Origin of the sequence: Bartonella sp. MR110HLJHH (assembly GCF_042194225.1) — a bacterium.
Classification (GTDB): domain Bacteria; phylum Pseudomonadota; class Alphaproteobacteria; order Rhizobiales; family Rhizobiaceae; genus Bartonella; species Bartonella grahamii.
Window position 1 is genome coordinate 219,983 of the sequence record NZ_JBHIMQ010000002.1, and the last position, 23,223, is coordinate 243,205.

The window sequence follows — 23,223 nt, forward strand, 5'->3', positions numbered from 1 at the left end:
AAACCCGGGCCCCCCACGAAAGTGGGTTCAATTGTACGCTAGGGTTTAGGGCTTGTTTTCCCTCTTGATCGTTGCTTGGACGATCAAAATATCTTTTAAGTGATAAAGTAATTTCAGAAGATTGGCAAGAGAAATCAATATGTCATAAAACGGCGTTATTTGGAGGGGCGGTGATATCGGGCATATCAATTTATCAAGGTGTTTTTTAGAGTGTGATGAATATTTTAGGATGGATTTCTTTGCCTGGCCTGATGAAACAGTCTCGTTTGAGGGGTGGGTGATCTGAAGTGCGTGGGGGAGATTGGCTAGGCAAGAAGCTGGGTTGTAGAGCATTGTTTTCAGAGAAGTGCGGGGTTGGTGGTGTGGGAATTTTATTTGGCTTTATTCTGTGAATGTGTAAAAGCGTGAAGACGTATATTCGTGAAAAAGGAGAGGAGAATTTGTGCATTGTGTATGCTTTTAGCATGGCATGGAATGTGGTGAAAAGATTGTGGTGGGAGGATGAAGAGTCTATGAAGGGAGGGGGAAAGTTGCTTTTTGAAGAGGGATTGATCGGTGCTTTCAGTGATCTTACTTTAGGGTGGTGAAGGGGCAAGAATATTTTAGAATAGGACGTATCTGTCGCGTTTGATGAAACATCATCTTTTGAGGGGTGGGTGATCTGAAGTTTATAGGGGGAGTTGGATATTGGCAAATAATGTCAATTGTTACTCTTTTGCTTAATCAGAAATCAGCCACAAGATTGCTTTTTGTTTTTTCGCTTTAAGCTCTCTAAAGTTTTTTAAAAGTGCCTGTTCTTTTTCGCTGTATGTTTCTTGATCATAGTGTGCGGCATGTGTCGAAAGATTTTCTTTTGTGGCAATATCTGCATAAAAAAAGCTTATGGGAACATCCAGTTTTTGGGTGATTTCGAGTAAACACCCTGCGCTTACACGATTTAAGCCTTTTTCGTATTTTTGGATTTGTTGGAAACTGACGCCTAAATAGCTTCCTAATTCTTTTTGGGAAAGTCCCATGGCAATTCTTCTTTGACGAATTCTTTTGCCTATAGAAATATCAATAAAATTTGGATTTTTAGTTGGCACTTCAAGTCCCCTCCGGTTGCGAGCGCCCTCGCATTGGTATTCCGGGAGTCAAAAATACTGAACCTAAATCAGCTTTTTGCTTTTAGTACTCATCGCACCTGGACATAGCAAAAACTCCCGGAAACCCGGGAAACCCACAAAAGTGGGATAAATTTATGTTTAGGTTTCGGGTTTTTGATCCCCTATTGATCGTTGCGTATACGACCAAAGTTACAGTATTCATTCATAAGGCAATTTCAGGAGATTGGCAAGAGAAATCAATATGTCATAAAACGGCGTTATTGGGGGGGTGATATCAGGCATATCAATTTATCAAGGTGTTTTTTAGAGTGTGATGAATATTTTAGGCTGGATTTCTTTGTCTGGTCTGATGAAACAGTCTCGTTTGAGGGGGGGTGATTTGAAGTTTATAGGGGGGTGTTGGGTAAGAAGCTGGGTTGTAGAGCATTGTTTTCAGAGCAGCGCGGGGGTGGTGATGTGGAAGTTTCATTTGGCTGCTTTCTGTGAATGTATAAAAGCGTAAAAACGGAAATGTGCAAAAAAGGAAAAGGATTTATGTCGTTAGGGGGCGTTGTGGTTAATGAGACGGAATGTATAGGGATCATGTTTTCAAGCTGGGAGTGCAACATAAATAGAGGATAGCTTAGATGAAATGTGTGGAGAGAGGAAAAATGGGTCAGGCTGTGCGGGGAAATGCATAGAGAGTGGAGAGGGCTGTGGAGCATGTCGTGGATGGATTTGTGAAGGATGTTTTTGAAAAAAGGAGGGGGCTTCTGGATGGGGAGAGGTGTTTGCATTTATCCCAATGGCGCATGTTTAGGGTGTGGAAGGCGGAAGGTGAGGTAAAGTTGGAGGGATGAGGATTGTTTGTAAGTCGTGGAGATAGTCAGAGGCATTGGGAAAACGCTTGAGGGGGAGAAATTTTAGCGCAATTTCTCGTCACTCTGAAATCAAGATCATCCTAAAAATTGGAGGAAATGGGTGGGAAAAATTGGTGGAGAGAAAGTTTTGAGCCTCAATGTGTGTGGTGATATGTGTGGTGATGTTTTTTGAGCGCATGAGAGAGTAAACTTGAAAAACCTTTCTCTTTTTGTTGAATTTTTATTCACAAACTTAAGAAAATAGGATATGAACGCTGGAAATAACGCACAGCTTAACAAAATATGTGCACTGTAAAGGAAATGTTTGTTTATGTCAAAAGAAGAAGTTTTAGAATTTTCTGGTATCGTTACTGAACTCTTACCGAATGCAATGTTTCGTGTGAAACTGGAAAATGATCATGAAATTATTGCGCATACTGCTGGTAGAATGCGGAAAAATCGTATTCGCGTGTTGGCAGGTGATAAAATCATGGTGGAAATGACACCTTATGATTTGACAAAAGGGCGCATTACATATCGCTATAAGTAGCCTAAGGGGTGGCTTGCGCTTTTTTGTAAAAGCCATCATATTATTTCTATTATTTTTTAACAGTTTTAAAGCTTGCTTTTCATGAGTGAAAAAAGGGGAGTGTTTGAATGGCATTGAAAAACTGTAAAATCAATGCGGAAAAAAGATAAGGAGATTAATGGCGCTTAAAAAGGGGGCGCGTAAAAGGGGCGAGAGGGAAGTCGATTGTGAAGGGGTGGAAATGAAAAATATAAGAGAGTGGGGGAAAAAACGTTTGGCAGATGCTCTTACAGAAGGAATTCATTTGGTGCTTGCTTCTGCTTCGCCAAGACGTTTAGCGCTCTTAGCACAAATAGGGATTGATCCTCAGCAGGTTTGTGCAAGCGATATTGATGAAACGCCAAAATTAAAAGAACATCCTGCAAACCTTGCTAAACGTTTGGCAAAAGAAAAAGCCCTGAAAGCCCAAGAAATTTTGCGCTGGTACGATCAGAATGGTCAAGAAGAGTTGCAGAATGGTCAAGAAAAATTACCTCAACAGAAAATGATTATCTTGGCTGCTGATACGGTGGTGGCTGTGGGGCGCACCATTCTCCCCAAACCAGAGGGTGAAGACGAGGCTTATGAATGTTTGCGATACCTTTCTGGGCGTTCGCACAAGGTCTATGGCGCCGTTTGTGCGCTCAATGAACGTGGAAAAATAACCGTAAAATTGGTTGAAAGTCGTGTCCGTTTTAGACGCTTAACTTCTGCTATGATGAAGGCTTACCTTGCTTCTGGTGAATGGCAAGGGAAAGCTGGTGGCTACGCTATTCAGGGAAAAGCCGGTGCTTTTGTTGTCTATATCACGGGTTCTTATTCTAATGTTGTGGGATTGCCTTTGGCTGAAACAGTCGATCTCTTGACCGCTTATCACTATCCACTTTTCACTCATTGGGTTGAAGAAACGCATTAGAAAAACTTTAAGGCAAGATCAATGCAAGGTGAAAAGCAACAAAAAGAAAAAAGCAAAAATGAAAAAAAGGAACAGAAGAAAAGTTAATGAAGGAGCAGATGACAAAGGTGCGCCAAGAAAAAAAAGAGCTAAATTTGCAAAAAGAGACTCGTCCTCCGCATCCTTGTCCTATTTGTGGTCAAATGTCACAACAAAACGCCTATCCTTTTTGTTCCACACGGTGCCGAGCCATTGATCTTAATCGTTGGCTTTCAGGCGCTTATATTTTACCGCCCCCGCCGCAGAAAAGTGATGAAGAAGAATAAAGAGTCCTCTTGAGAAGAGAATGCTCAGAGCGTTTTTCGTGTTGGAGCTGAAGGTGAGGGCGCGCGGGATTATCGTAAATGGATTCAAGAGCTGGATTAACGGCTTGGTTATTGTCGTCATTCGCAAAGACGCAGATTAAGTTCAATCAATGATGAAAGTTTTAATACATATCTAAGACTTAGCACCAGTGGTTTTGTAATTATAAATTTCTTTGTTGCGGGAAGGTTGTTGATGCCTTTAGGGTGTGGGGGAAGGATTGATAATTCAATCAGTATTGCTAAGGAAAAAGAGGGGCGCGTGTTTTGGTGCAAATAGATGGGGCAACAAAAAATCGCTTGTTGGTGCTTTTGCTGGGTAATGGCATGGTGTCATTTGGGGGCTGGATTGATTATATCGTGATTTTGACCGTATCTGTGTTCATCTGGAAAGCTGATCAATATGATGTCGCTTTTATTGGAGCGGCAACATTATTACCGGGTATCGTTCTGTCTAAGCTAATTGGAATGTTGGTCGGTAGCCGTTATATGATACATTGGCTGCGTGCATCGTTGCTGTTACGAGCGTTATGTACTGTCGTTTTATTGATGGCGACGAGTCTGCAAGCATTTATTATACTGGCAGTTATTCGAGCGATATTCAACAGTCTAGCTATGCCTGCAATTTCCGTTCTTAGTGCAAATTCGGTGCCTGAAAACGGGCGGACTCGTTACTATTCTGTGCTTAACATGATCAATAGCGCAGCAAAGATGATAGGACCTGCTTTGGGGAGTACGCTCTCTGCGTTTTTGTCAGATACATATACTTTATTGTTTTCTGGATTTCTGACATTGCTAGGCTTTATAGTGTTTTGTTGTATTGGTGCACAACCTGTCTCGTCGCTCATGGTAAAAACAGCAAACACCATGAAATCACAGCATAGGCTTTATGGGACAACTTGGTATGCCTATGTGGCGGTGCTGTTTGTGTATTTTGCCATGATCTTTATGGTGAATAATCAGCTGCCTGTCATCCTTAATGCGCTGAAAATGAATAAACAGGCTCTTGGGATGTTGGTATCGGCTTCGGCAATCGGTAATTTCCTCTATGGGTTTTGGAGTGTGAAACAATCAAAGCATAAACCCCTTACAGGAAAAATATCAGAGTTGTTAATGCCGGCAATGTCAACAATGATTGGTTTTCTAATGATCTCAGTGTGCTTTTTTTACTTGGATTTACTCCGTATTGAAATTTTGTTGCTCTGTTTTTTCCTTATTGGAATGGTTAGTGCCTACTTTTCCATATCTTCTAACGTTTATCTGGTAACCAATTTCAATGAACAGATTGGGTTGGCTTCTGGATGGGTGCAGTCTATACAAAATTTAGCTATGTTGGTGGCTCCCTTTGTTGGAGCGTTTGTTTTAGGTCACACTTCGGCTGGGCAGCTGTTCCTTTTTTCTGGATTGAGTGGATTATTCTGTTTATTGGCTATCAGGATATTGGTGAACCGTTCTTTGTCTATTGTTCGTTCTTAATGATTGGCTCATCAATGAAACAAATGTTTTAAATCATTTTTCTGAGATTTAGAGGGTGTGGGGATAATCCAGCATCGGGTAGCTTTTTCAACGTTATAGATTCAATTTTTGATTTTTGCTTAACCGCTCATATGTTTGTTCTGTCTAGTCTTTGCCTTCTCGATATTGTTCCACCGTCTCGTAAACGCAATTGGGGGCATGGTTTTGAGCAACAATGTCATTTTTGTTTGACTCTGCTTTGCCACGAATAGTCAAACTTTAAACTCCAGCCGCTGATCCTCAATCAGCTTGACTTAAAGCGATAACAGAAACAGAAAACGAGCTATAGCGTGAATTATCCTAGTGAATTATCCTATATGCCGTAAAACAATCACTCTTTGAGGGGTGTGGTGTACTGAGCTGAATTTTACTTAAGGATGTTTTATTGTTTGATATATTAGCGAATAACGTTGATCATTGCGCTTTTGCTTAATCAGAAATCAGCCACAATATTGCTTTTTGTTTTTTTGGCTGGAGCTCTCTAAAGTTTTTTAAAAGTGCGTGTTCTTTTTCGCTATAGGTGCATTGATCGAGGTGTAAGAGAGTTTCTTTTGTAGGAATATCTTCTTTTGTGGCAAGGTCTGCATAAAAAAAGTTCACGGGAACTTCTAGTTTTTGGGCGATTTCGAGTAAACACCCTACGCTTACACGATTTAAGCCTTTTTCGTATTTTTGGATTTGTTGAAAACTGACACCTAAATGGCTTCCTAATTCCTTTTGGGAAAGTCCTATTGAAATGCGTCTATGACGGATTCTTTTGCCTATCAAAATGTCGATAAAATGTGGATTTTTAGTTGGCACTTAAAGCCCCCCTCCGGTTGCGAGCGCCCTCGCATTGGTATTCCGGGAGGTTGGATTCACTGAACTTAAACAGTCTCTTGTTTTTAGTGCTGATAGCACTTGGACATAACAAAAGCCCCCGGAATTTCCGGGATAGCCATAATTGTTTATGTGTTAAGTTTTAAGGAATCCAACTCCTTATTGACCGTTGCGTGGACGATCAAAAACACAGATCAATTCATAAAGTAGTTTCAGGAAATTGGCAAGAAAAATTAAAATAATATCAAAGACTATAAGATTGGGTACTTTTTAAAAAAGTGTGAAATATAGATTATAAATCGCGTTTTTTGCTTAATCAGAAATGTCGATAAAATGTGGATTTTTAGTTGGCACTTCAAGCCCCCCCTCCGGTTGCGAGCGCCCTCGCATTGGTATTCCGGGAGTCTAAAAGTACTGAGCTCTAGTCAGTTTTTTTGCTTTTAGTGCTGACAAGCACTTGGACATAGCAAAATCTCCCGGAAACTCAAGATATCCGCAAAGTGGGTTCGTTTTTACGCTAGAGCTTAGGGCTCGTCTTCCCTCTTGATCGTTGCGTAGACGACTAAAACACTTTTAAATTTGTAAAGTAATTTCAGTATATTGGCAAGAAAAATCAATATGTCATAAAACGGCGTTATTTGGAGGGGCGGTGATATCGGGCATATCAATTTATCAAGGTGTTTTTTAGAGTGTGATGAATATTTAGGCTGGATTTCCTTGTCTGGTCTGATGAAACAGTTTCGTTTGAGGAGTGGGTGATCTGAAGTTTATAGGGGGTGTTGGGTAAGAAGTTAAATTGTAGAGTATTGTTTATAGAGCACTGCGGAGTGGTGAACCTTTCATTTGGTTGCATTCTGTGAATGTGTAAAAGCGTGAAAACGTATATCCGTACAATGATGCGGAGGATTTGTGGATTTATGCATTGTGCATGTTTTCGGGTCATGTTGGGATTTTGTCTGGCGTGGAATGCGGTGAGATAAATGGGGAAAGAGTTTGTGAATGGAGGAGAAGTTGGGAGGAAGAGAGTTGTTAAGCGCGTTGGTTGGAGAAGAGTGTGTGGGGAATATTTTAGGGCATGGCTTATCTGGCGTGTTTGATGAAACAGTCTCGTTTGAGGTGTGGGATAGCCATATGAAATAATCAGCAGGGGAATCTGATAGACGGGAAATCAGATTGTTTACAGAACAGTGTTTACAGAGTGGTGCGTGGGGTGCTGGTTTGGAAGTTTCGTTGGCTTCGTTCTGTAAAGATGTAAAAGCGTAAAAATGTATATCTGTAAAAGTGAAGCGAAGGACTTATGGATTTGATTGATGCATTGTGCGTGTTTTTGTCATGTTTGGCTTTTGTCTGGCGTGGAATGTGTTGACAGGATTGGCGAGCTGGAGGGTGTGCAGACTGGAAAGGAAATGAAAGAATGCTGTTAGGGGCGTTGGTTGGAGATTGGAGAAGAGTGTGTAGGGGGAATGGGGGAATGATCTGAAACGAATGGGTGGTCAGTGGTGGAAACTTGCTATGCAAGCATTTGAATTATTTACAGACTATTGTTTATAGAGTGGCGTGGGGTGCTGGTTTGGAAGTTTCGTTGGCTTCGTTCTGTAAAGATGTAAAAGCGTAAAAATGTATATCTGTAAAAATGAAGCGGAGGATTTGTCCTTTGTGTATGCTTTTATCATGGCATGGAATGTGGTGAGATAAATGGGGGGTGAAGAGACTGTGAATGGAGGGGGGAAAATTGAGATGAAGAGGGGTGTTAAGTCGTAAGTATATGACGGCGAGGAAGGGGTTGTGTGGAATGGAGGATGAAGAGAGTGCGTATGGACAAAGAGAGGGGGTGGATAAGAGGCGGGGTGGTGCAAAGGGATGCGTGAAGGATGGTGTAAGGATGATAGAGAGGGAGGTGAGGATTCTATTAAAAGGGTGTTGTGGTTTTGAGAGGAGGGTGAGAGTGGAGAAAATGTGCTGGAAAGCATGGTGATGAGGTAAGCTAAAGGGTATGGGATAAGAGAAGGGGCGGAAAAAGGAACTAGAAAATGGAGAAAAACAGTGGTGGGGAAATGAAAAAAGCTACCTCACCTCCCCTTTGTTTTCAAAGGGGCGTGAGGAATTTATGTTTTATCAAGAAGAAAAAGCTTAGTTTGCTTTCATAATTTTCCAAGTTTTTCCATCAGACATATACATGATTTTTTGGCCTGTGGTTACTTTTCGTATCTCATGATCGGTACGAATTGAGGAACTTGAAGCTGCATGGTTGTCTACGAAGATTGATTTCCACATAAATGGGCCGGGGAGTGGGAAAAAGATATTGGGTGCCCAAGCACCATCTTGTAAATGAACGACGACAAGCTCTTCTTTTTTCAATTTATCCGAAATAGTTTGTGCAGAGAGGTCTTTCCCATTGGAAATGGGGACTTTCGGCTCAGCTGTGGGGGAGGCTAAACCTCCAAGGTCGCTTATACTATTCATGCACTGAATTTACATAATATTTGGACGACGTGAGGATCTTTACAGTGTCCTTCAGCAGAGGCATTTATGAACGCTTGGTATTTGTAATCAGCTATAGGGCTGAAAAAGGTGGAACTTTGTGGACTTAACACATAACAGGAGGAAAGATGCCTCTTCCAACGAGAATGGTCTTCAACAAAACTCGAAGATTTATAGAGTTTGCCAAAAGTTTTTGGAACTTCGATAACACCGACTATTGTTGCTTTATCAGCTATAAGGTCGATTATTGTTCCTGTAACTAGATTTCCATTCTTGGAAACATCCAATCTATATCGATGTCCAATTTTCCAAGGAAATTCAATATCACAGCGTACTCCTGAGCCCTCATGGGTAAAATGTTTACATTTCTCACTCTTCCATCCAGTGGCATTCCGGATAGAAAAGTGAATGGTGCGGGTGCCTCTGTTGAATAAACCAATATAGCCACTTTTTCCATTTTTGAATTGAAACTCGTTTCCCCAGAAATAGATGGAATGAGGTCCACCATCATAAGTTATTTGCTGAAAAAAAGAAAATGTATCAAATGACCTATTTTGAGACCATGTGTGTTGCATCGTGACAACTTTACCAGCAAAAACAGCGTAGCTTGGCTTGCTTATGAGACAAAATAGAATAATTATAAGAATATTTTTTACTTTACTGTACAAATTAACCTAATTTCATTTAATAAATTTGAAATGATTCCATAAATATAAGTATATTTAATCTATTTTAAATAGAAAATATAATAAATACTTTTTATTTCACTCTTAACTACATGTCGTAAAATACGCTTTTTAAAAATCAAAAGGTGTATTTGCTTTCATTTAAATTCAATTCATTAATAATGATGTACTGATGTTGTGGTTTTACTTGTGAGGCTGTGCTGGAGGGGTTGTGATGGTGGGGCTGTGATGGTGAGGTTGTGATGGTGAGGTTGTGATGGTGAGGCTGTGCTGGTGAGGCTGTGCTGGTGAGGTTGTGGTGGTGGGGTTGTGATGGTGGGGCTGTGATGGTGAGGTTGTGATGGTGAGGCTGTGCTGGTGAGGTTGTGGTGGTGGGGTTGTGATGGTGGGGCTGTGATGGTGAGGTTATGATGGTGGGGTTGTGCTGGTGGGGTTGTGATGGTGGGGTTGTGATGGTGGGGTTGTGCTGGTGGGGGCTGTGCTGGTGGGGCTGTGCTGGTGGGGTTGTGATGGTGGGGTTGTGATGGTGGGGTTATAGGGGAGTTGCAGTTTTTATTTAAATAATGGCAGTGCGCCTTTCTCTCCCTCTTGCTATAGGGCTTGTGAGGACCCATATTCTTTTTAGCACTACGGTTCTTCTTCATGCGGCATCATTTGCGGTGTTTTGTGGGGATTAGTCGATCCTTTGAAGATGTCTCTTTTGTGGAATGTTGGGGGAGTTTAAAGTGCGGCGGTGGCTTGAGATTTAAGGAAAAAAAATGAACTTGGAAAAATATAGCGAACGGTTGCAAGGTTTTTTACAATCAGCACAAAATAGTGCCCTCTCTTCTGATCATCAGCAATTTATGCCGGAGCATCTGTTGAAAGTGCTGTTAGATGATTCTCAAGGGTTGGCGGCATCACTGATCCAAAAAGCGGGTGGTGATCTTACTCTTATTCGAAAGGCGCTTAACGAAGCACTTGATGCTTTGCCAAAAGTGCAAGGGGGAAATGGACAGCTCTATTTGTCTCAGCCGTTGGCAAAAGTCTTTAACATGGCTGAAGATCTGGCGAAAAAAGCCGGTGATCAATTTGTGACTGTGGAGCGTGTGTTGCAAGCACTGATCATGGAAAAGACCGCAAAAACCGCTGATATTTTAACAAAGGGTGGTTTGACAGCGCAAGCGCTTAATCAGGCTATTAATGATTTGCGGAAGGGAAAAACAGCAACAAGCCCCCATGCCGAAAGCCAATATGATGCTTTGCAAAAATATGCTCGTGATTTGACAAAAGATGCTCGTGAAGGAAAACTTGATCCTGTGATTGGGCGGGAAGAGGAAATCCGCCGCACTATTCAGGTGCTTTCACGGCGTACCAAAAATAATCCTGTACTGATCGGTGAACCAGGGGTGGGGAAAACAGCTATCGTTGAAGGGTTGGCATTGCGCATTGTTAATGGTGATGTGCCTGAAACTTTGCGTGATAAACAGCTTCATGCGCTCGATATGGGATCGCTTATCGCTGGTGCAAAGTTTCGTGGGGAATTCGAAGAGCGCCTCAAAGCGGTGCTGGCAGAGGTGCAAGCTGAAAATGGTCAGATCATTTTGTTTATTGATGAATTGCATAATCTCGTGGGGGCAGGAAAATCCGATGGACCTATGGATGCTTCCAATTTGCTAAAACCTGCTCTCGCACGCGGAGAACTCCATTGTGTGGGGGCTACAACTTTGGATGAATATCGAAAATATGTTGAAAAAGATGCTGCTCTTGCACGCCGCTTCCAGCCTGTCTTTGTGCCTGAACCTTCTTTAGAGGATACTATTTCTATTTTGCGCGGTATTAAAGAAAAATATGAACAACATCACAAAGTGCGCTTGGCAGATAGTGCTTTGATTGCGGCGGCGCGTTTGTCTAACCGCTATATTACGGATCGTTTCTTGCCTGATAAAGCTATTGATCTTATCGATGAAGCGGCGGCACGGTTGCGGATGCAGGTCGATTCAAAGCCGGAAGAACTTGATGCACTTGATCGGCGTATTTTACAGTTGAAAATTGAACGTGAAGCTTTGAAAACAGATGTCGAGCCAACAGCAAAAGAACGTTTGAAAAGCGTGCAGGATGAACTGAAAATATTGGAACAACAGTCCGCTGAGATGACAACGGCTTGGCAGGCTGAGAAACAAAAATTAGGGCATGCTGCTGATTTGAAAAAACAACTCGAAGAAGCACGCAATGCTTTGGCTATTGCACAGCGTGATGGACAATTCCAAAAAGCTGGAGAGCTCGCTTATAGTGTTATCCCTGAACTCGAAAAACAATTGAGCATCGCTGAAAATGATGACCAACAAAATCATCTCGTTGAAGAAACGGTCACTGCTGAACATGTGGCACGGATTGTTTCACGCTGGACCGGTATTCCTGTTGATCGAATGCTGGAGGCAGAACGGGAGGCGCTGTTGCGGATGGAAGATGAAATTAGCAAACGTGTGATTGGTCAGGGAGAGGCTGTTCAAGCTGTTTCTCGCGCTGTACGCCGCGCGCGCGCAGGGTTGCAAGATCCCAATCGTCCGCTTGGCTCTTTCATGTTTTTGGGTCCTACTGGTGTGGGAAAAACCGAATTAACCAAAGCTCTGGCCGCTTTTCTTTTCCAAGACTCCAATGCCATGTTGCGCATCGATATGTCTGAATATATGGAAAAACATGCTGGGGCGCGGCTTATTGGGGCGCCGCCTGGATATGTTGGATATGAAGAGGGAGGCGTGCTGACCGAAGCCGTACGCAGAAGACCTTATCAGGTCATTCTGTTCGACGAAATTGAAAAAGCACATCCTGATATTTTTAATCTCTTGTTGCAAGTGCTCGATGAGGGACGTTTGACCGATAGTCAAGGACGTACCGTTGATTTTCGTAATACCTTGCTGATTATGACTTCTAATCTTGGCGCTGAATTTTTAACCGCTTTGCCTGAAGGACAAACAACTGATCAGGCAAAAAATGATGTCATGAATGTCGTCAAAGCGGCTTTTCGTCCGGAGTTTTTAAACCGTATTGATGAGATTATTCTCTTTCAAAGATTGCAACGCCACGATATGGAAGCGATCGTCGATATTCAGATAGAACATTTGCAAAATTTGCTCAATGAACGCAAAATAACTTTGCAAATCGAGCCAGAGGTGAGGAAATTTCTTGCCGATAAAGGCTATGATCCTCTCTATGGTGCACGTCCGCTTAAACGGATTATCCAAAAAGAAATTCAAGACCCACTGGCGGAAAATATCTTGTTTGGAAAAATTCACGATGAAACAACGGTGAAAATTATAAAACAAGGTGATCGGTTGGAATTTTTGCCTGAAGATTAAGTTTGAAGAAATTCACGCTATAAAGGGCGGTGATAATCCTATTGTGTGATAAAACACCGCTCTTTGAGGCGTGCTGATTTAGAAAAATTCACGATGAGACAGCGGGTGTTTTATTGCAAAGCAAAGGGAGTGGTCGGTGTTTTTGCATATTAAATGAGTGTTCTCGAATATCGTAGGATTCTTTTATTTCTGTTTGTAGTGAAAACTATTTTCTTGCAATGTAATGAGTGAAGTCACAAGCGGGATTGCTTTATTGCTTTATTGCTTTATTGCTTTATTGCTTTGTGCGTAAAAGCGTTAAAGAGAAATGCCGTTTATCTGCCGTAAAATATTGCTCTTTGAGGGGGTGTGGGGAGCTGGTTTGAATGTGACTTAGGGGGGATATGAATGGAATAATGTTGATCGTTGCGCTGTTGCTTAATCAGAAATCAACCATAAGATTGCTTTTTGTTTTTTCGCTTTGAGCTCTCTAAAGTTTTTTAAAAGTGCGTGTTCTTTTTCGCTATAGGTGCATTGATCAAGGTGTAAGAGAGTTTCTTTTGTTGAAAGATCTTCTTTTGTGGCAAGGTCTGCATAAAAAAAGTTCACGGGGACATCTAGTTTTTGGGCAATTTCCAGTAAACATTTGGCACTTACACGATTTAAGCCTTTTTCATATTTTTGGATTTGTTGGAAACTGACGCTTAAATGGCTTCCTAATTCTTTTTGGGAAAGTCCTATTGAAATGCGTCTATGACGGATTCTTTTGCCTATCAAAATGTCGATAAAATGTGGATTTTTAGTTGGCACTTCAAGCCCCCCTCCGGTTGCGAGCGCCCTCGCATTGGTATTCCGGGAGTTAAAGGTACTGAATCCGAGTCAGCTTTTTGCTTTTAGTGCTGAGAAGCACCTGGACATAGCAAAATCTCCCGGAATTCCGGGATACCCGCAATGCGGGTTTGTTTTTACGCTCGGATTTAGGACCTTTAATCCCTCTTGATCGGTGCGTAGACGACCAAAATTACACTTTAAGTAATAAAGTAGTTTCAGAAAATTGGCAAGAAAAATCAAAATAATCTCAAAGACTATAAGATTGGGTACTTTTTAAAAAAGTGCGAAATATGGATTATAAATCGCGTTTTTTGCTTAATCAGAAATGTCGATAAAATGTGGATTTTTGGTTTGCACTTCAAGCCCCCCCGCTGGGGGCGAGCGCCCTCGCATTGGTATTCCGGGAGCCTGAAAGCACTGACCTCGAATCAGCATTTTGCTTTTAGTGCTGAGAAGCACCTGGACATAGCAAAATCTCCCGGAATTCCGAGATATTCGCAAAGCGGGTTCGTTTTTACGCTAGAGCTTAGGACCTTTAATCCCTCTTGATCGGTGCGTAGACGATCAAAATTACACTTTAAGTTAAAGGAATTTCAGAAGATTAGCAAGAAAAATCAAAAATTTTCTATTCTATTACGCCGTAAAACACGGCTCTTTGAGGGGGAGTGAAGAGCTGGAATATTTGAGGGCAGGGCTTGATTTGTTGAGCCTGATTAAGTGCTGTTGTTTGAGGGAGATTTGAAGTTTAAGGGTACTAGGCAAAAAGCTTTGTTCGTTTGCAGAGCAGTGCGGAGTGGTGGTTTGGAAGTTTCGTTTGGCTTCGTTCTATGAAGATGTAAAAACGTGAAAATGTGAATCTGTAAAAGCAAAGCGGGGGATTTGTGGATTTATGTGTAGTCAAGATGATTTTAAATTTAAAGTACTAGGTTATTCAGCTAGTAAAGCAGAATTTCCTAGTACAGAAAAAAGACTAATACTGTACAAACAGTTCTATATTTTGATGATAAAAAAGTTATATTTGTTATAGCAAGAACAGCTATTCGAGATTTTTTTTGATATTGTCTCTAAATTTGGAACTACCAGCCAAAATATGGGTCTAATTTATCAGTAAAATTAACTAAATCTAGTAACAATAATAGAGCTTACTATGTAATAAAATACACGGTATTGCTAATGAGACTTGACTTTAAAATAAGAATGCAAGTTCAATTTTCTAATCCAGAAACAAAAAACTTATGAGTTTAAAGATTATGAAATTTTAAACAGATATTTTAACACTGAAAAATTTATTAATCTATTACAAGAAAAAGCAGGAGCTATAATTACATTAACATAAAAATAAGCCCTCTGCTGTAACAGAGGGCTTTAAAAGCGGAAAAAATTCTCAACATTGGGGAAACAATGTCAAAAAAATCAAACTTACAAAATTTAAAACATCTTATAAATTATGCAAATTCACATCTTAGTACTTTATAGATATAAAGGCGATGGAGGAATTCGTACCTTCGGAAACCGTCACTACTAAGAATGTGTGTGAAGCTAGCAGAGAATTAAAAAAATGGCAAGCAGAAAAAAAGTTTAAACAAAAAAAGAAAACTTTGCTGTTCGTGCCCATAAATATAATGAATTAATTCCAAATAGTGCTTTTTATTGTAAAGCGTATCCAGAAACTGAAAATCAGTTAATTCACTACAATAAATATAATAACAAAATTAAACAGAAATATTGTTAAAGATAGAAGTTCTAAAAGACTGATTTAAAAAAATAATTTCTCAAAAGCTAAAGATGATATCATAAAAGATATGGTTAAAAGACATTTTATTAAAAAAGGATATTTTAAAAAAAATACGATACTTTACCAAGCCCTGTAATGAAAAATTTATCGGGAATTACAAAAGCAACTTTTTAACACCTACTTTAGAATTAAATGATGATGAGATATTAAGAAATGCATATAAAGGTGGGCTTTGTTTTTTTAATCAAGAAATGGGGACATATATATATAATGGAATTGAAGTATATGATGTTAACAGTATGTACCCAGCTATGATGTTAAAACTGTTACCTATAAGTAATTCTATCTACAAAAAAGACGAAATATTCACAAATTCATATTGTGCGTGTTTTTGGTCATGGTATGGAGTGGTGTGAGGATTGGGGGAAGAGTTTTCATAAATGGAGGGGGAAGTTTAGAGGAAGAGGGGTGTTCAGTTGTTAAGTGTGTGATGGGAGAGAAAAGGGGGAATGGAGGATGAAGAGAGTGCGCATGGATAGGAGGAGAGTGGGCTTGATTTGTTGAGCCTGACGAAGTGTTGTCGTTTGAGGGGCGGTTGGGTGTAAGCTTTGTTCTGTGGGGAAAGCTGCTTTTTGAAGTGGGGTTGTAGACCAGTGCTGGTTGGGAATTTTCATTCTTTGAGATGTGGGCTGGAAGTCAATATAATAATATAGCAGATTTTGATCTCATAATTTTTACATTCTTTCTTTTTTAAAGCAAATAAGAAAGAAAAATTAATATATTACTTGATATTGGTCTAAATGCTTATATCAAGAGGAGTATTTCTTTAAAAATTTTCACTTAACTTATTAAGCAATTTGTTAGAGTAAACAACTCTTTTGAAGTTCATATCACCAATTGTATTGAAGGGAGTGCAACTTTAACTGTAGAAAAGTTTAATATCGGATGGTTGATATGAATTTATTTTTAAAAAAGAGTCCTTTAGCTCTTTTTTCCTCTCTCTTTATTTCTAAAGTTGGTGATTATGCTTATGAAGTTGTTTTTGTTTTACTGGTCTTAGAATTAACAGATAACATCTTTTTTACAGGTCTTGTGTATTTTTTTCGATTTATCCCTTTTCTCTTTTTTGGTCCTATAGGAGGTTGGTTAGCTGATAATTTTTCTTTGAAGAAAAATATAATCTTAAGTGAACTTGTTAGATTATTAGCCTCATTATTCGTTTTTATAACCACTATAACAGGGACTGCACATATTATTGTTCTTATTTTCGCAGCAATATGTACAACGATAGGAAGAAGTATTTTCCAACCAAGTTTTCAAGCTGCTATTCCCAGAATGTTCTCAGTAAAGGATCTGACAAAGGCCAATAGCATTGCACAAATTATAGAGGAAACTGCATCCGTCATGGGTCCTTTAGTTTGTTCCCTACTGCTTTTTTTAGCAAATAAATCGGCAGTACTCATTTTTGATTTTTTTACCTATTTTATATCTATTATAGTGTTATTTAATCTCATGAATTTAAATTCAAGCGAGAATAAATCATTCAATTTTATAAAAATTTATCGAGAAACAGCTTCCTATCTTAAATATATTTCTAAAGAAAATAATAATTTATTTATTACGCTCGTTGGCTCGTCGTTTGCTATTCTCTTTACTGGTGCAATTTTAAGATTTTTAATTCCAGCTTTTGTCCTCTCTATAGGGGGAGAGGAAAGCCTTGTTAGTTATATTTTTTCTCTCATGGCTGTTGGAACTATTGTTGGTGGTTTGTTATATCATAAAATTATATTCAAGATTACATCGTTGAAACTCATGGTATTTTGGCTTCTTTATGGGGTTATTCTGTTTGTTATGCCCTTAGCTGCAGAACTTTATTTAAAACTCCTTCTCGTGTTAGCATTTGTTTTAGGATTTATTGGTGCATTTGTGGATATTAGTTTAGTCTCAGCTATTCAATTATACTCTCGTCGTGAAGATTTTGGTAAGAGTTTTGGAACTTTTTCAACTTTAGCGAACTCTGCGGAAGCAGTGTCTGGCTTTATTGCTGGACTTTTTGCACTCGTGGGATTGTTAAGCTCCTTTTTAGCTATGTCTGCATTAATTATTTCCACGGGAATGATTGGCGTTGTAAAAATTAAGAAAAATAAAGATATAACATCTCTTAACACGACAGTCGATGACGACCATTGATATATTTAATATCTCCATGCCGTTTCTTTTTTCTAAGACGGTTCGTTAATTATCCTGTTCATGATGTAAAAACATCGCTCTTTGAGGGGGGAGTGAAAAGCTGGAATATTTGAGGGCAGGGCTTGATTTATTGAGCCTGATGAAGTCCTGTCGTTTGAGGAGGGGTGTCTGAAGACTGTGGGGAGCGGATTGGCTGGGCAAAAAGCTTTGTTCGTTTACAGACCAGTGTGTATAGAGCAGCGCGGGGTGGTGAACCTTTCCTTTGGCTTCGTTCTGTAATGACTTAAAAGCGTAAAAATGTGAATCCGTAAAAGTGAAGCGAAGGATTTGTGGATTTATATATTGTGCGTGTTTTTGGTCACGTTGGGCTTTTTTGGGCGTGGAATGTGGTGCGAGGATTGGGGGAAGAGTTTTCTTGAATGGAGGGGGACGTTGGGAGGAAGAGGGGTGTTAAGTTGTTAAGTGTATAATGGGGGGGAAAAAGGGGGAATAGAAGATGAAGAGAGTGCGCATGGATAGGTTAGGAGAGTGTGGATAAGAGGTGGTGGTGCGAAGGGATGAAGGATGATGTGTGAGGGGTAGATACCCTCCTTGGGATGGAGAAAGAATGAAAAGGGGTGGGGATAAGCTTGCCAGTGGAATTTAAGTTGTGAAGTGTTTTGTTTTTATCAAATTGTTGCGTGGTGTTTTGAAATTTCATTCGTTGTTTTGGGGTAGAGCTTCACAATTGTCTCAAAAAACACATAAAATAGCTAATGATGAGCGTAAATGAAAAACCAAAAGAAACAATATCGGTACAAATTGGTAGATAGTGGGGAAGTCGGGATCTAAATGGCCCGTAAAAACCTAAATATTCAAACAATAATTACTCTTCGAGCAAGTGATAATTTCAATGTTATGGGGATAAAAAATATCATTTTTATTGCTTGGAAAGTCATCCAATGTTTGTGCTTCTTTAATGATAAATCTGTCTTAAATAATATGTAATACAGAAAATCATGAAAATAAGTATACATATAGTATATGTATACTATATTCTTTACATATGTTTTGTGTACTTTTAACATATATATTTTTTATGTTAAGCATAAGCTTTGAGTACTATTAGAGATGGTGGTTGTTCTTTTACAAGTGAGAAATTGATTAACTAATGTTTGATTGTAAAGCAGTATGTTGTTAATGCTATTCTTAGAAAGGATGCTCTTATTTCTTGTGTAGGAGCTTCTCAAAAAAGGAAATACAATTTATAGGGGAAGTCTAGATGTCTAAATATTTATTTCCGTTGCCTCTTGTCTTGGTGGCTGGTTGTGCATCTATGAGTAATTATTCATCAAATTATGTCAGTCCAAATATTACGAAAGATGATGTAAAATTAATTGCTAACGATTTTGTCCGTAATCTTAAAAAACCTTTACCGCCCGCTACAACAACACTTATTGTGAAAAAAAATAAAACAGAAGACAACTTTACTCCTGTATTTATTGATCTCTTGCGACGGAATAGATATAACGTGATCTATACAGATCAACCAAACAAACAGCAAAATGGTGTAATCTTGACTTATCAAATAATGCCAATAAAGACAGGTATTCTGTCTATGGTTTCTTATGATGAGGTTGGAGTAACCCGTTATTATTTCCGTACTTATAATAGATGAAACCCCTTTGCCGGTTTGTCTCAAAGAAGTAGATAATGAAGAAATGTGTTTCAGGGGAAATGTTGGGATTGAATTAATCAATAAAAATTTACAGATGTGAAAATTATATATTCAGCTGACAATTACCAGTCGTCTCGTTTACAATTTCAGTATTGTAATGAAAAGAGGTATCGTTTTATCTGTTCGCAATTCTTCATGTTCTGTCTCAGTTATATAGCGCTTTTATCATTTCTGTCTTATAGAAAATTACTTTCTGTTCTACAGCTCTATATGCCAATTTAATAGTCAGATCTAAACAATCAAATTCATATGAACTCTTTACGGAAATCTGTTGTTTGAGATTGTTGAAGGGTGTTTTGTTTTTATCAAATTGTCGCGTGGTGGTTTGGGAGTTTCGTTTGGCTGCGTTTTGTAAAGATGTAAAAGCGTAAAAATGTGAATCTGTAAAAGTGAGGCGGGGGATTTGTGCTTTGTGTATGCTTTTATCATGGCATGGAATGTGGTCAGAGAACTAGGGGGACGCGTTTGTGAATGGAGCGGAGAAAGCTGGGATGAAGAGGGGTGTTAAGTGTGTGATAGGAGAGAAAGGGGGGAATATTTTAGGGCAGGGCTTATTTGTCTTGTCTGATGAAACAGTCTTCTTTGAGGTGTGGGATAGCCATATGAAATAATCAACAGGGGAATCTGATAGACGAGAAATCAGATTGTTGCAGACCCGTGTTTACAGAGCGGTGCGGAGTGGTGGTTTGGGAGTTTCATTTGGCTGCGTTCTGTAAAGATGTAAAAGCGTAAAAATGTGAATCTGTAAAAGTGATACGGAGGATTTGTGGATTTATATATTGTGCGTGTTTTTTGTCATGGTATAATGATAAATCCATTGAGCACTCCTATCTTTACGCTTGTGAAGAAGCAAGCCGGTATCATCATTATATTTGCTAGCTCGTGGGTGTTGGCTACAGCCCTTGGCACTTGAGACGGTTCATAAGAGCCATTTTTATTCCTTTCTGAATCGTTTTTTATCCACACGGGCTCTCCTTGCTTTTGACGTGCAAGCGAATGATTTTGATTGATTCAACATGGGAGAGATTTGAAATGAGAGAATCTTACGATGTTTGGAACTCTCAATCAGTATCAATAATGCTAAATTATTTCTTATAAATCAATATATTGTTATGGTATGGAGTGGTGAGAAGGAGGGGATGAGGCGAAGAGTTATGCAAACTGGAGGGGAAATGAAGAGTGCTGTTCGTGCGTTGGTTGGAGAGGAGAGTTTGGGAATAGCTGTGAACAGATTGAAAGGGGGATGTGTAAAGAGGGGATGTGTGAAGAGATGTGAAGAGAGAAAAATCGTGGTTGGCTTTTATATTCTATGCGGAATTTAACAATTATATTTGCGTCTATATTTGTATGGGGGATATCCGTGAAATGGGTGTGAGAAGCATTGAGAGATGTTTTTTTAATAAGTGGGTGAATGAGAAATACAATGGTAATCCTATTTAGAGGGGAAATCCTATTAGGGGCAATACTATTTAGGGGTAATCCTATTTTAGCTCTTGTTGTTTTGGACATTGTGTTTTTTATGAGAGGCGTTTTGCTGGAACGGCGTTTTGCAAGAGAGGTGTTTTGAGGGATGTGGCTCCCTTAAAGAAAAACACAAAAATATAAAAAGAAAAATATAAAAACTTGACAAGGTAAATGTAAAAAGGTATCATAATGATACAATCGGAATTGTGCGTTTAAATCAGAAGAGATCTCTTGATAAGATTCTGTGAGAGGGGTGGGGATGTTTTTCCAAGGTTTTGGTGTTTGTTATCCTATTGTGAAGTTTGTCATCCTATGATGTCGTAAACCGGTGCCGTAAACCGTTTTTTGAGATGTGGTGGTATCAGGCGGGCAAGGCTTTAGGCAGAGGGGGATATTGGCGAGGGATGTCGATAGGTGTGCTTTTGTCTAATCAGAAATCAACCACAAAACTGCTTTTTGTTTTTTCGGCTGGAGTTCTCTAAAGTTTTTCAAAAGTGCGTGTTCTTTTTCGCTATAGGTGTATTGATCACGCTGTAGGAGAGTTTCTTTTGTGGGAATATCTTCTTCTGCAAAAATATCAGTATAAAAAAAGGTAATAGGAACTGCTAGTTTTTTAGCAATTTCGAGCAAACACCCTGCGCTTACACGATTGGAGCCTTTTTCGTATTTCTGGATTTGTTGGAAACTGACACCTAAATGGCTTCCTAATTCCTTTTGAGAAAGCCCCATTGAAATGCGTCTGTGACGGATTTTTTTACCTATTGAAATGTCGTTGAAATGTGAATTCTTAATTTGCACTTCAAGCTCCCCTCCGGTTGCGAGCGCCCTCGCATTGGTATTCCGGGAGTAGTAAAGTACTGAGCTCTAGTCAGCATTTTTGCTTTTAGTGCTTATCACACCTGGACATAGCAAAAACTCCCGGAATCCCGGGACACCCACAAAGTGGGTTCATTCTTACGCTAGAGCTTAGGGCTTTACTATCCCTTATTGATCGCTGCGTAGACGACCAAAATATCCTTTGAGTGATAAAGTAATTTCAAGGGATTGGCAAGAAAAATCAAAATAATTTCAAAGACTATAAGATTGGGTACTTTTTAAAAAAGTGCGAAATCTGGATTTTTAGTTGGCACTTTAAGCCCCCCGCTGGGGGCGAGCGCCCTCGCATTGGTATTCCGGGAGGTTGAAAATACTGAACTCGAATCAGCTTTTTGCTTTTAGTGCTGACAAGCACTTGGACATAGCAAAAACTCCCGGAACTCCGAGATACCTACAAAGTGGGGTAAATTAACGTTTGAGTTTTCGGGCTTTCAAATCCCTATTTGACCGTTGCGTGGACGATCAAAAACACAAGCTCATCAATAAAGTAGTTTCAGAAGATTGGCAAGAAAATTAAAATGTTTGCTATACGGTTATACTGTAAAATAGGGATGTTTGGGGGCGGTAATCTGATGTTAGTAGGGGAATTTATTGGGTAAGAGGTTGGATTATAGTTTAAAACCGGTGCGGGGTGGAAGCTTTATCCTGCAGAGGAAAATTTGCTTTTTGAAGTCAAATTGTAGATCAGAGCTTATCTGGCGTGTTTGATGAAACACCAATCTTTGAAGTGTGGGATAGCCATATGAAATAATCAGCAGGGGAATCTGATAGACGAGAAATCAGATTGTTGACAGACCCGTGTTTATAGAGCGATGCGGGGTAATGGTTTGGGAGTTTCATTTGGCTTTGTTCTGTAATGATGTAAAAGCGTAAAAACGTTGATCTGTAAAAAAGGAGCAGAGGCTTTGTGCTTTGTGCGTGTTTTTTATCTTTTAGGGTGTGTCCCATTTTTTTAATTGCTGGTTGCTTTTGAGGTTTCATTCCTGATTTTCATGTCATTTTTTGTGTTTGAGGTTTTGGTTTCTCTTTAGTTGGAAGGAACATGATGATGGTAGATGAACATTGTCTTCCCTTACGTCGAAGAGGGCGGAAAAAAGGGGCTTTGAATAAAACAACAAAGCGATTTAATGAAGCTCTTTTGACAGCGGCGGAGCAGGCGGGCTATCACTATGGTGAAGATGGGCTGGTGTCTTATCTTCAGTATCATGCTCTGAATAATCCCGTACCGTTTTTTTCGCTGCTTGCAAAAGTGTTGCCTCTTCAGGGGACTGGAGAAGGGGAGGTTAAAACAGTTTCGCGTATTGAGATTGTACCAGTGAATGCAAAAAGTATCGAACCGGAGAAGCGTGATCCTTCAGCAACGGAGGCTTGAAGAGGGGGCTGTGATGTTTGGGCGTTTATTGGAGAGCAGAATATTTCGGGGGGAGATATTTGGGCTTGGCTTTATGGGGACGCCGGCTTTTATGGGCGATGACAGAGGGGCGTGTGCTGAAGAGGTGATACTCGAGAGGTACGATGCTTAGAGGGCGTGATATTATCTACTGTTTTGGATTTTTTGTAAAGGTTTGGTCTTTTCTCGTTATTGAAGGTGTGGAGATATTAAAAACAGTTTCGCGTATCGAGATTGTACCAGTGAATGCAAAAAATATCGAAACGGAGAAGCGTGATTTTTCAGCAACGGAGGTTTGTGATATTGAAAAATGTTAGGCTGAGGTGGATGATGCGGGGTGACATCTTGGAAGGGGGCGGCTTTGGTGATTGCTTGTCTTGAGGGGATTGAAGCGGAGGCTTATCGTCTTTGTAGGTGCTCGTGATACTTGGC

The 23,223-nt window shown here is 39.8% G+C and carries 23 protein-coding genes; 17 read left to right on the plus strand and 6 right to left on the minus strand.

Features of this window, described 5'->3' with window-relative positions; all coding sequences use genetic code 11:
- Nucleotides 1-449 precede the first annotated feature (449 nt).
- The gene (locus tag ACFIKB_RS02940) at nucleotides 450-587 is read left to right on the plus strand and encodes a hypothetical protein (RefSeq protein ID WP_375652782.1); all 138 of its coding nucleotides are present in this window, start codon (nucleotides 450-452) and stop codon (nucleotides 585-587) included.
- Between the two features lie 132 nt (nucleotides 588-719).
- On the opposite strand, the gene ACFIKB_RS02945 is transcribed toward ACFIKB_RS02940, so the two are convergent.
- Nucleotides 720-1,085 carry a helix-turn-helix domain-containing protein gene (locus ACFIKB_RS02945; protein ID WP_375652783.1) on the minus strand — a complete coding sequence of 122 codons (366 nt, stop codon included), beginning with the start codon at nucleotides 1,083-1,085 and terminating at the stop codon, nucleotides 720-722.
- Nucleotides 1,086-1,240: 155 nt separating this feature from the next.
- Between ACFIKB_RS02945 and ACFIKB_RS02950 the strand changes: the two genes are divergently transcribed.
- The 6 genes from ACFIKB_RS02950 (at nucleotide 1,241) to ACFIKB_RS02975 (ending at nucleotide 5,246) form a co-directional block, all read left to right on the plus strand.
- Complete coding sequence (locus ACFIKB_RS02950) at nucleotides 1,241-1,378, plus strand: hypothetical protein (RefSeq protein WP_375635625.1); 138 nt, start codon at nucleotides 1,241-1,243, stop codon at nucleotides 1,376-1,378.
- Nucleotides 1,379-1,416: 38 nt separating this feature from the next.
- Nucleotides 1,417-1,608 (plus strand): hypothetical protein, encoded by a 192-nt coding sequence (locus ACFIKB_RS02955; protein WP_375652784.1) that lies wholly within the window; start codon nucleotides 1,417-1,419, stop codon nucleotides 1,606-1,608.
- Between the two features lie 668 nt (nucleotides 1,609-2,276).
- On the plus strand, nucleotides 2,277-2,495 hold the full coding sequence (infA, locus tag ACFIKB_RS02960) for a translation initiation factor IF-1 (RefSeq protein WP_004857577.1): 219 nt from the start codon (nucleotides 2,277-2,279) through the stop codon (nucleotides 2,493-2,495).
- Nucleotides 2,496-2,715: 220 nt separating this feature from the next.
- A complete protein-coding gene (locus tag ACFIKB_RS02965) occupies nucleotides 2,716-3,429 on the plus strand; it encodes a Maf family nucleotide pyrophosphatase (RefSeq protein WP_375652810.1) in 714 nt (237 codons plus the stop codon).
- Between the two features lie 98 nt (nucleotides 3,430-3,527).
- Nucleotides 3,528-3,734 carry a DNA gyrase inhibitor YacG gene (gene yacG, locus ACFIKB_RS02970; protein ID WP_375622490.1) on the plus strand — a complete coding sequence of 69 codons (207 nt, stop codon included), beginning with the start codon at nucleotides 3,528-3,530 and terminating at the stop codon, nucleotides 3,732-3,734.
- A gap of 363 nt (nucleotides 3,735-4,097) precedes the next feature.
- Nucleotides 4,098-5,246: an MFS transporter gene (locus ACFIKB_RS02975; protein WP_375652786.1), complete on the plus strand. Its 1,149-nt coding sequence runs from the start codon at nucleotides 4,098-4,100 to the stop codon at nucleotides 5,244-5,246.
- A 468-nt stretch (nucleotides 5,247-5,714) separates the two neighbouring features.
- On the opposite strand, the gene ACFIKB_RS02980 is transcribed toward ACFIKB_RS02975, so the two are convergent.
- Nucleotides 5,715-6,086 (minus strand): helix-turn-helix domain-containing protein, encoded by a 372-nt coding sequence (locus ACFIKB_RS02980; RefSeq protein WP_375652787.1) that lies wholly within the window; start codon nucleotides 6,084-6,086, stop codon nucleotides 5,715-5,717.
- Nucleotides 6,087-7,103: 1,017 nt separating this feature from the next.
- Here ACFIKB_RS02980 and ACFIKB_RS02985 point away from each other — a divergent pair.
- A complete protein-coding gene (locus tag ACFIKB_RS02985) occupies nucleotides 7,104-7,244 on the plus strand; it encodes a hypothetical protein (protein ID WP_375635629.1) in 141 nt (46 codons plus the stop codon).
- A 990-nt stretch (nucleotides 7,245-8,234) separates the two neighbouring features.
- On the opposite strand, the gene ACFIKB_RS02990 is transcribed toward ACFIKB_RS02985, so the two are convergent.
- On the minus strand, nucleotides 8,235-8,567 hold the full coding sequence (locus tag ACFIKB_RS02990; RefSeq protein ID WP_375652788.1) for a hypothetical protein: 333 nt from the start codon (nucleotides 8,565-8,567) through the stop codon (nucleotides 8,235-8,237).
- Complete coding sequence (locus ACFIKB_RS02995) at nucleotides 8,564-9,160, minus strand: DUF3472 domain-containing protein (RefSeq protein ID WP_375644527.1); 597 nt, start codon at nucleotides 9,158-9,160, stop codon at nucleotides 8,564-8,566. The genes ACFIKB_RS02990 and ACFIKB_RS02995 overlap by 4 nt, the downstream gene beginning before the upstream one ends.
- An 869-nt stretch (nucleotides 9,161-10,029) precedes the next feature.
- Between ACFIKB_RS02995 and clpB the strand changes: the two genes are divergently transcribed.
- Nucleotides 10,030-12,609, plus strand: a complete 2,580-nt coding sequence (gene clpB / locus ACFIKB_RS03000; protein WP_375652789.1) for an ATP-dependent chaperone ClpB — start codon at nucleotides 10,030-10,032, stop codon at nucleotides 12,607-12,609.
- Nucleotides 12,610-13,026: 417 nt separating this feature from the next.
- Here the strand turns inward: clpB and ACFIKB_RS03005 are convergent, their stop codons facing one another.
- The gene (locus ACFIKB_RS03005) at nucleotides 13,027-13,398 is read right to left on the minus strand and encodes a helix-turn-helix domain-containing protein (RefSeq protein WP_375652790.1); all 372 of its coding nucleotides are present in this window, start codon (nucleotides 13,396-13,398) and stop codon (nucleotides 13,027-13,029) included.
- Nucleotides 13,399-15,300: 1,902 nt separating this feature from the next.
- On the opposite strand from ACFIKB_RS03005, the gene ACFIKB_RS03010 reads away from it, so the two are divergent.
- From ACFIKB_RS03010 to ACFIKB_RS03030, 5 genes are all read left to right on the plus strand, one after another.
- A complete protein-coding gene (locus ACFIKB_RS03010; protein WP_375652811.1) occupies nucleotides 15,301-15,570 on the plus strand; it encodes a DNA polymerase in 270 nt (89 codons plus the stop codon).
- 538 nt (nucleotides 15,571-16,108) lie between these two features.
- On the plus strand, nucleotides 16,109-17,344 hold the full coding sequence (locus tag ACFIKB_RS03015) for an MFS transporter (RefSeq protein WP_375652791.1): 1,236 nt from the start codon (nucleotides 16,109-16,111) through the stop codon (nucleotides 17,342-17,344).
- Nucleotides 17,345-17,508: 164 nt separating this feature from the next.
- Nucleotides 17,509-17,631 (plus strand): hypothetical protein, encoded by a 123-nt coding sequence (locus tag ACFIKB_RS03020; RefSeq protein WP_375652793.1) that lies wholly within the window; start codon nucleotides 17,509-17,511, stop codon nucleotides 17,629-17,631.
- A 974-nt stretch (nucleotides 17,632-18,605) separates the two neighbouring features.
- Nucleotides 18,606-19,001: a hypothetical protein gene (locus ACFIKB_RS03025; protein WP_375652794.1), complete on the plus strand. Its 396-nt coding sequence runs from the start codon at nucleotides 18,606-18,608 to the stop codon at nucleotides 18,999-19,001.
- 527 nt (nucleotides 19,002-19,528) lie between these two features.
- Entirely contained in the window at nucleotides 19,529-19,672 is a 144-nt protein-coding gene (locus tag ACFIKB_RS03030) for a hypothetical protein (RefSeq protein WP_375652795.1), read from the plus strand.
- Nucleotides 19,673-20,951: 1,279 nt separating this feature from the next.
- On the opposite strand, the gene ACFIKB_RS03035 is transcribed toward ACFIKB_RS03030, so the two are convergent.
- Nucleotides 20,952-21,323, minus strand: a complete 372-nt coding sequence (locus ACFIKB_RS03035) for a helix-turn-helix domain-containing protein (RefSeq protein ID WP_375639156.1) — start codon at nucleotides 21,321-21,323, stop codon at nucleotides 20,952-20,954.
- Nucleotides 21,324-22,446: 1,123 nt separating this feature from the next.
- Between ACFIKB_RS03035 and ACFIKB_RS03040 the strand changes: the two genes are divergently transcribed.
- The 3 genes from ACFIKB_RS03040 to ACFIKB_RS03050 are packed head-to-tail and all read left to right on the plus strand — an operon-like array spanning nucleotide 22,447 to nucleotide 23,108.
- Nucleotides 22,447-22,773, plus strand: a complete 327-nt coding sequence (locus ACFIKB_RS03040) for a hypothetical protein (protein WP_375639170.1) — start codon at nucleotides 22,447-22,449, stop codon at nucleotides 22,771-22,773.
- A gap of 13 nt (nucleotides 22,774-22,786) precedes the next feature.
- Nucleotides 22,787-22,924, plus strand: coding sequence for a hypothetical protein (locus ACFIKB_RS03045; protein WP_375647317.1), 138 nt, complete (start codon nucleotides 22,787-22,789; stop codon nucleotides 22,922-22,924).
- Nucleotides 22,917-23,108, plus strand: coding sequence for a hypothetical protein (locus tag ACFIKB_RS03050; RefSeq protein ID WP_375652796.1), 192 nt, complete (start codon nucleotides 22,917-22,919; stop codon nucleotides 23,106-23,108). The genes ACFIKB_RS03045 and ACFIKB_RS03050 overlap by 8 nt, the downstream gene beginning before the upstream one ends.
- The last annotated feature ends 115 nt before the right edge of the window (nucleotides 23,109-23,223 follow it).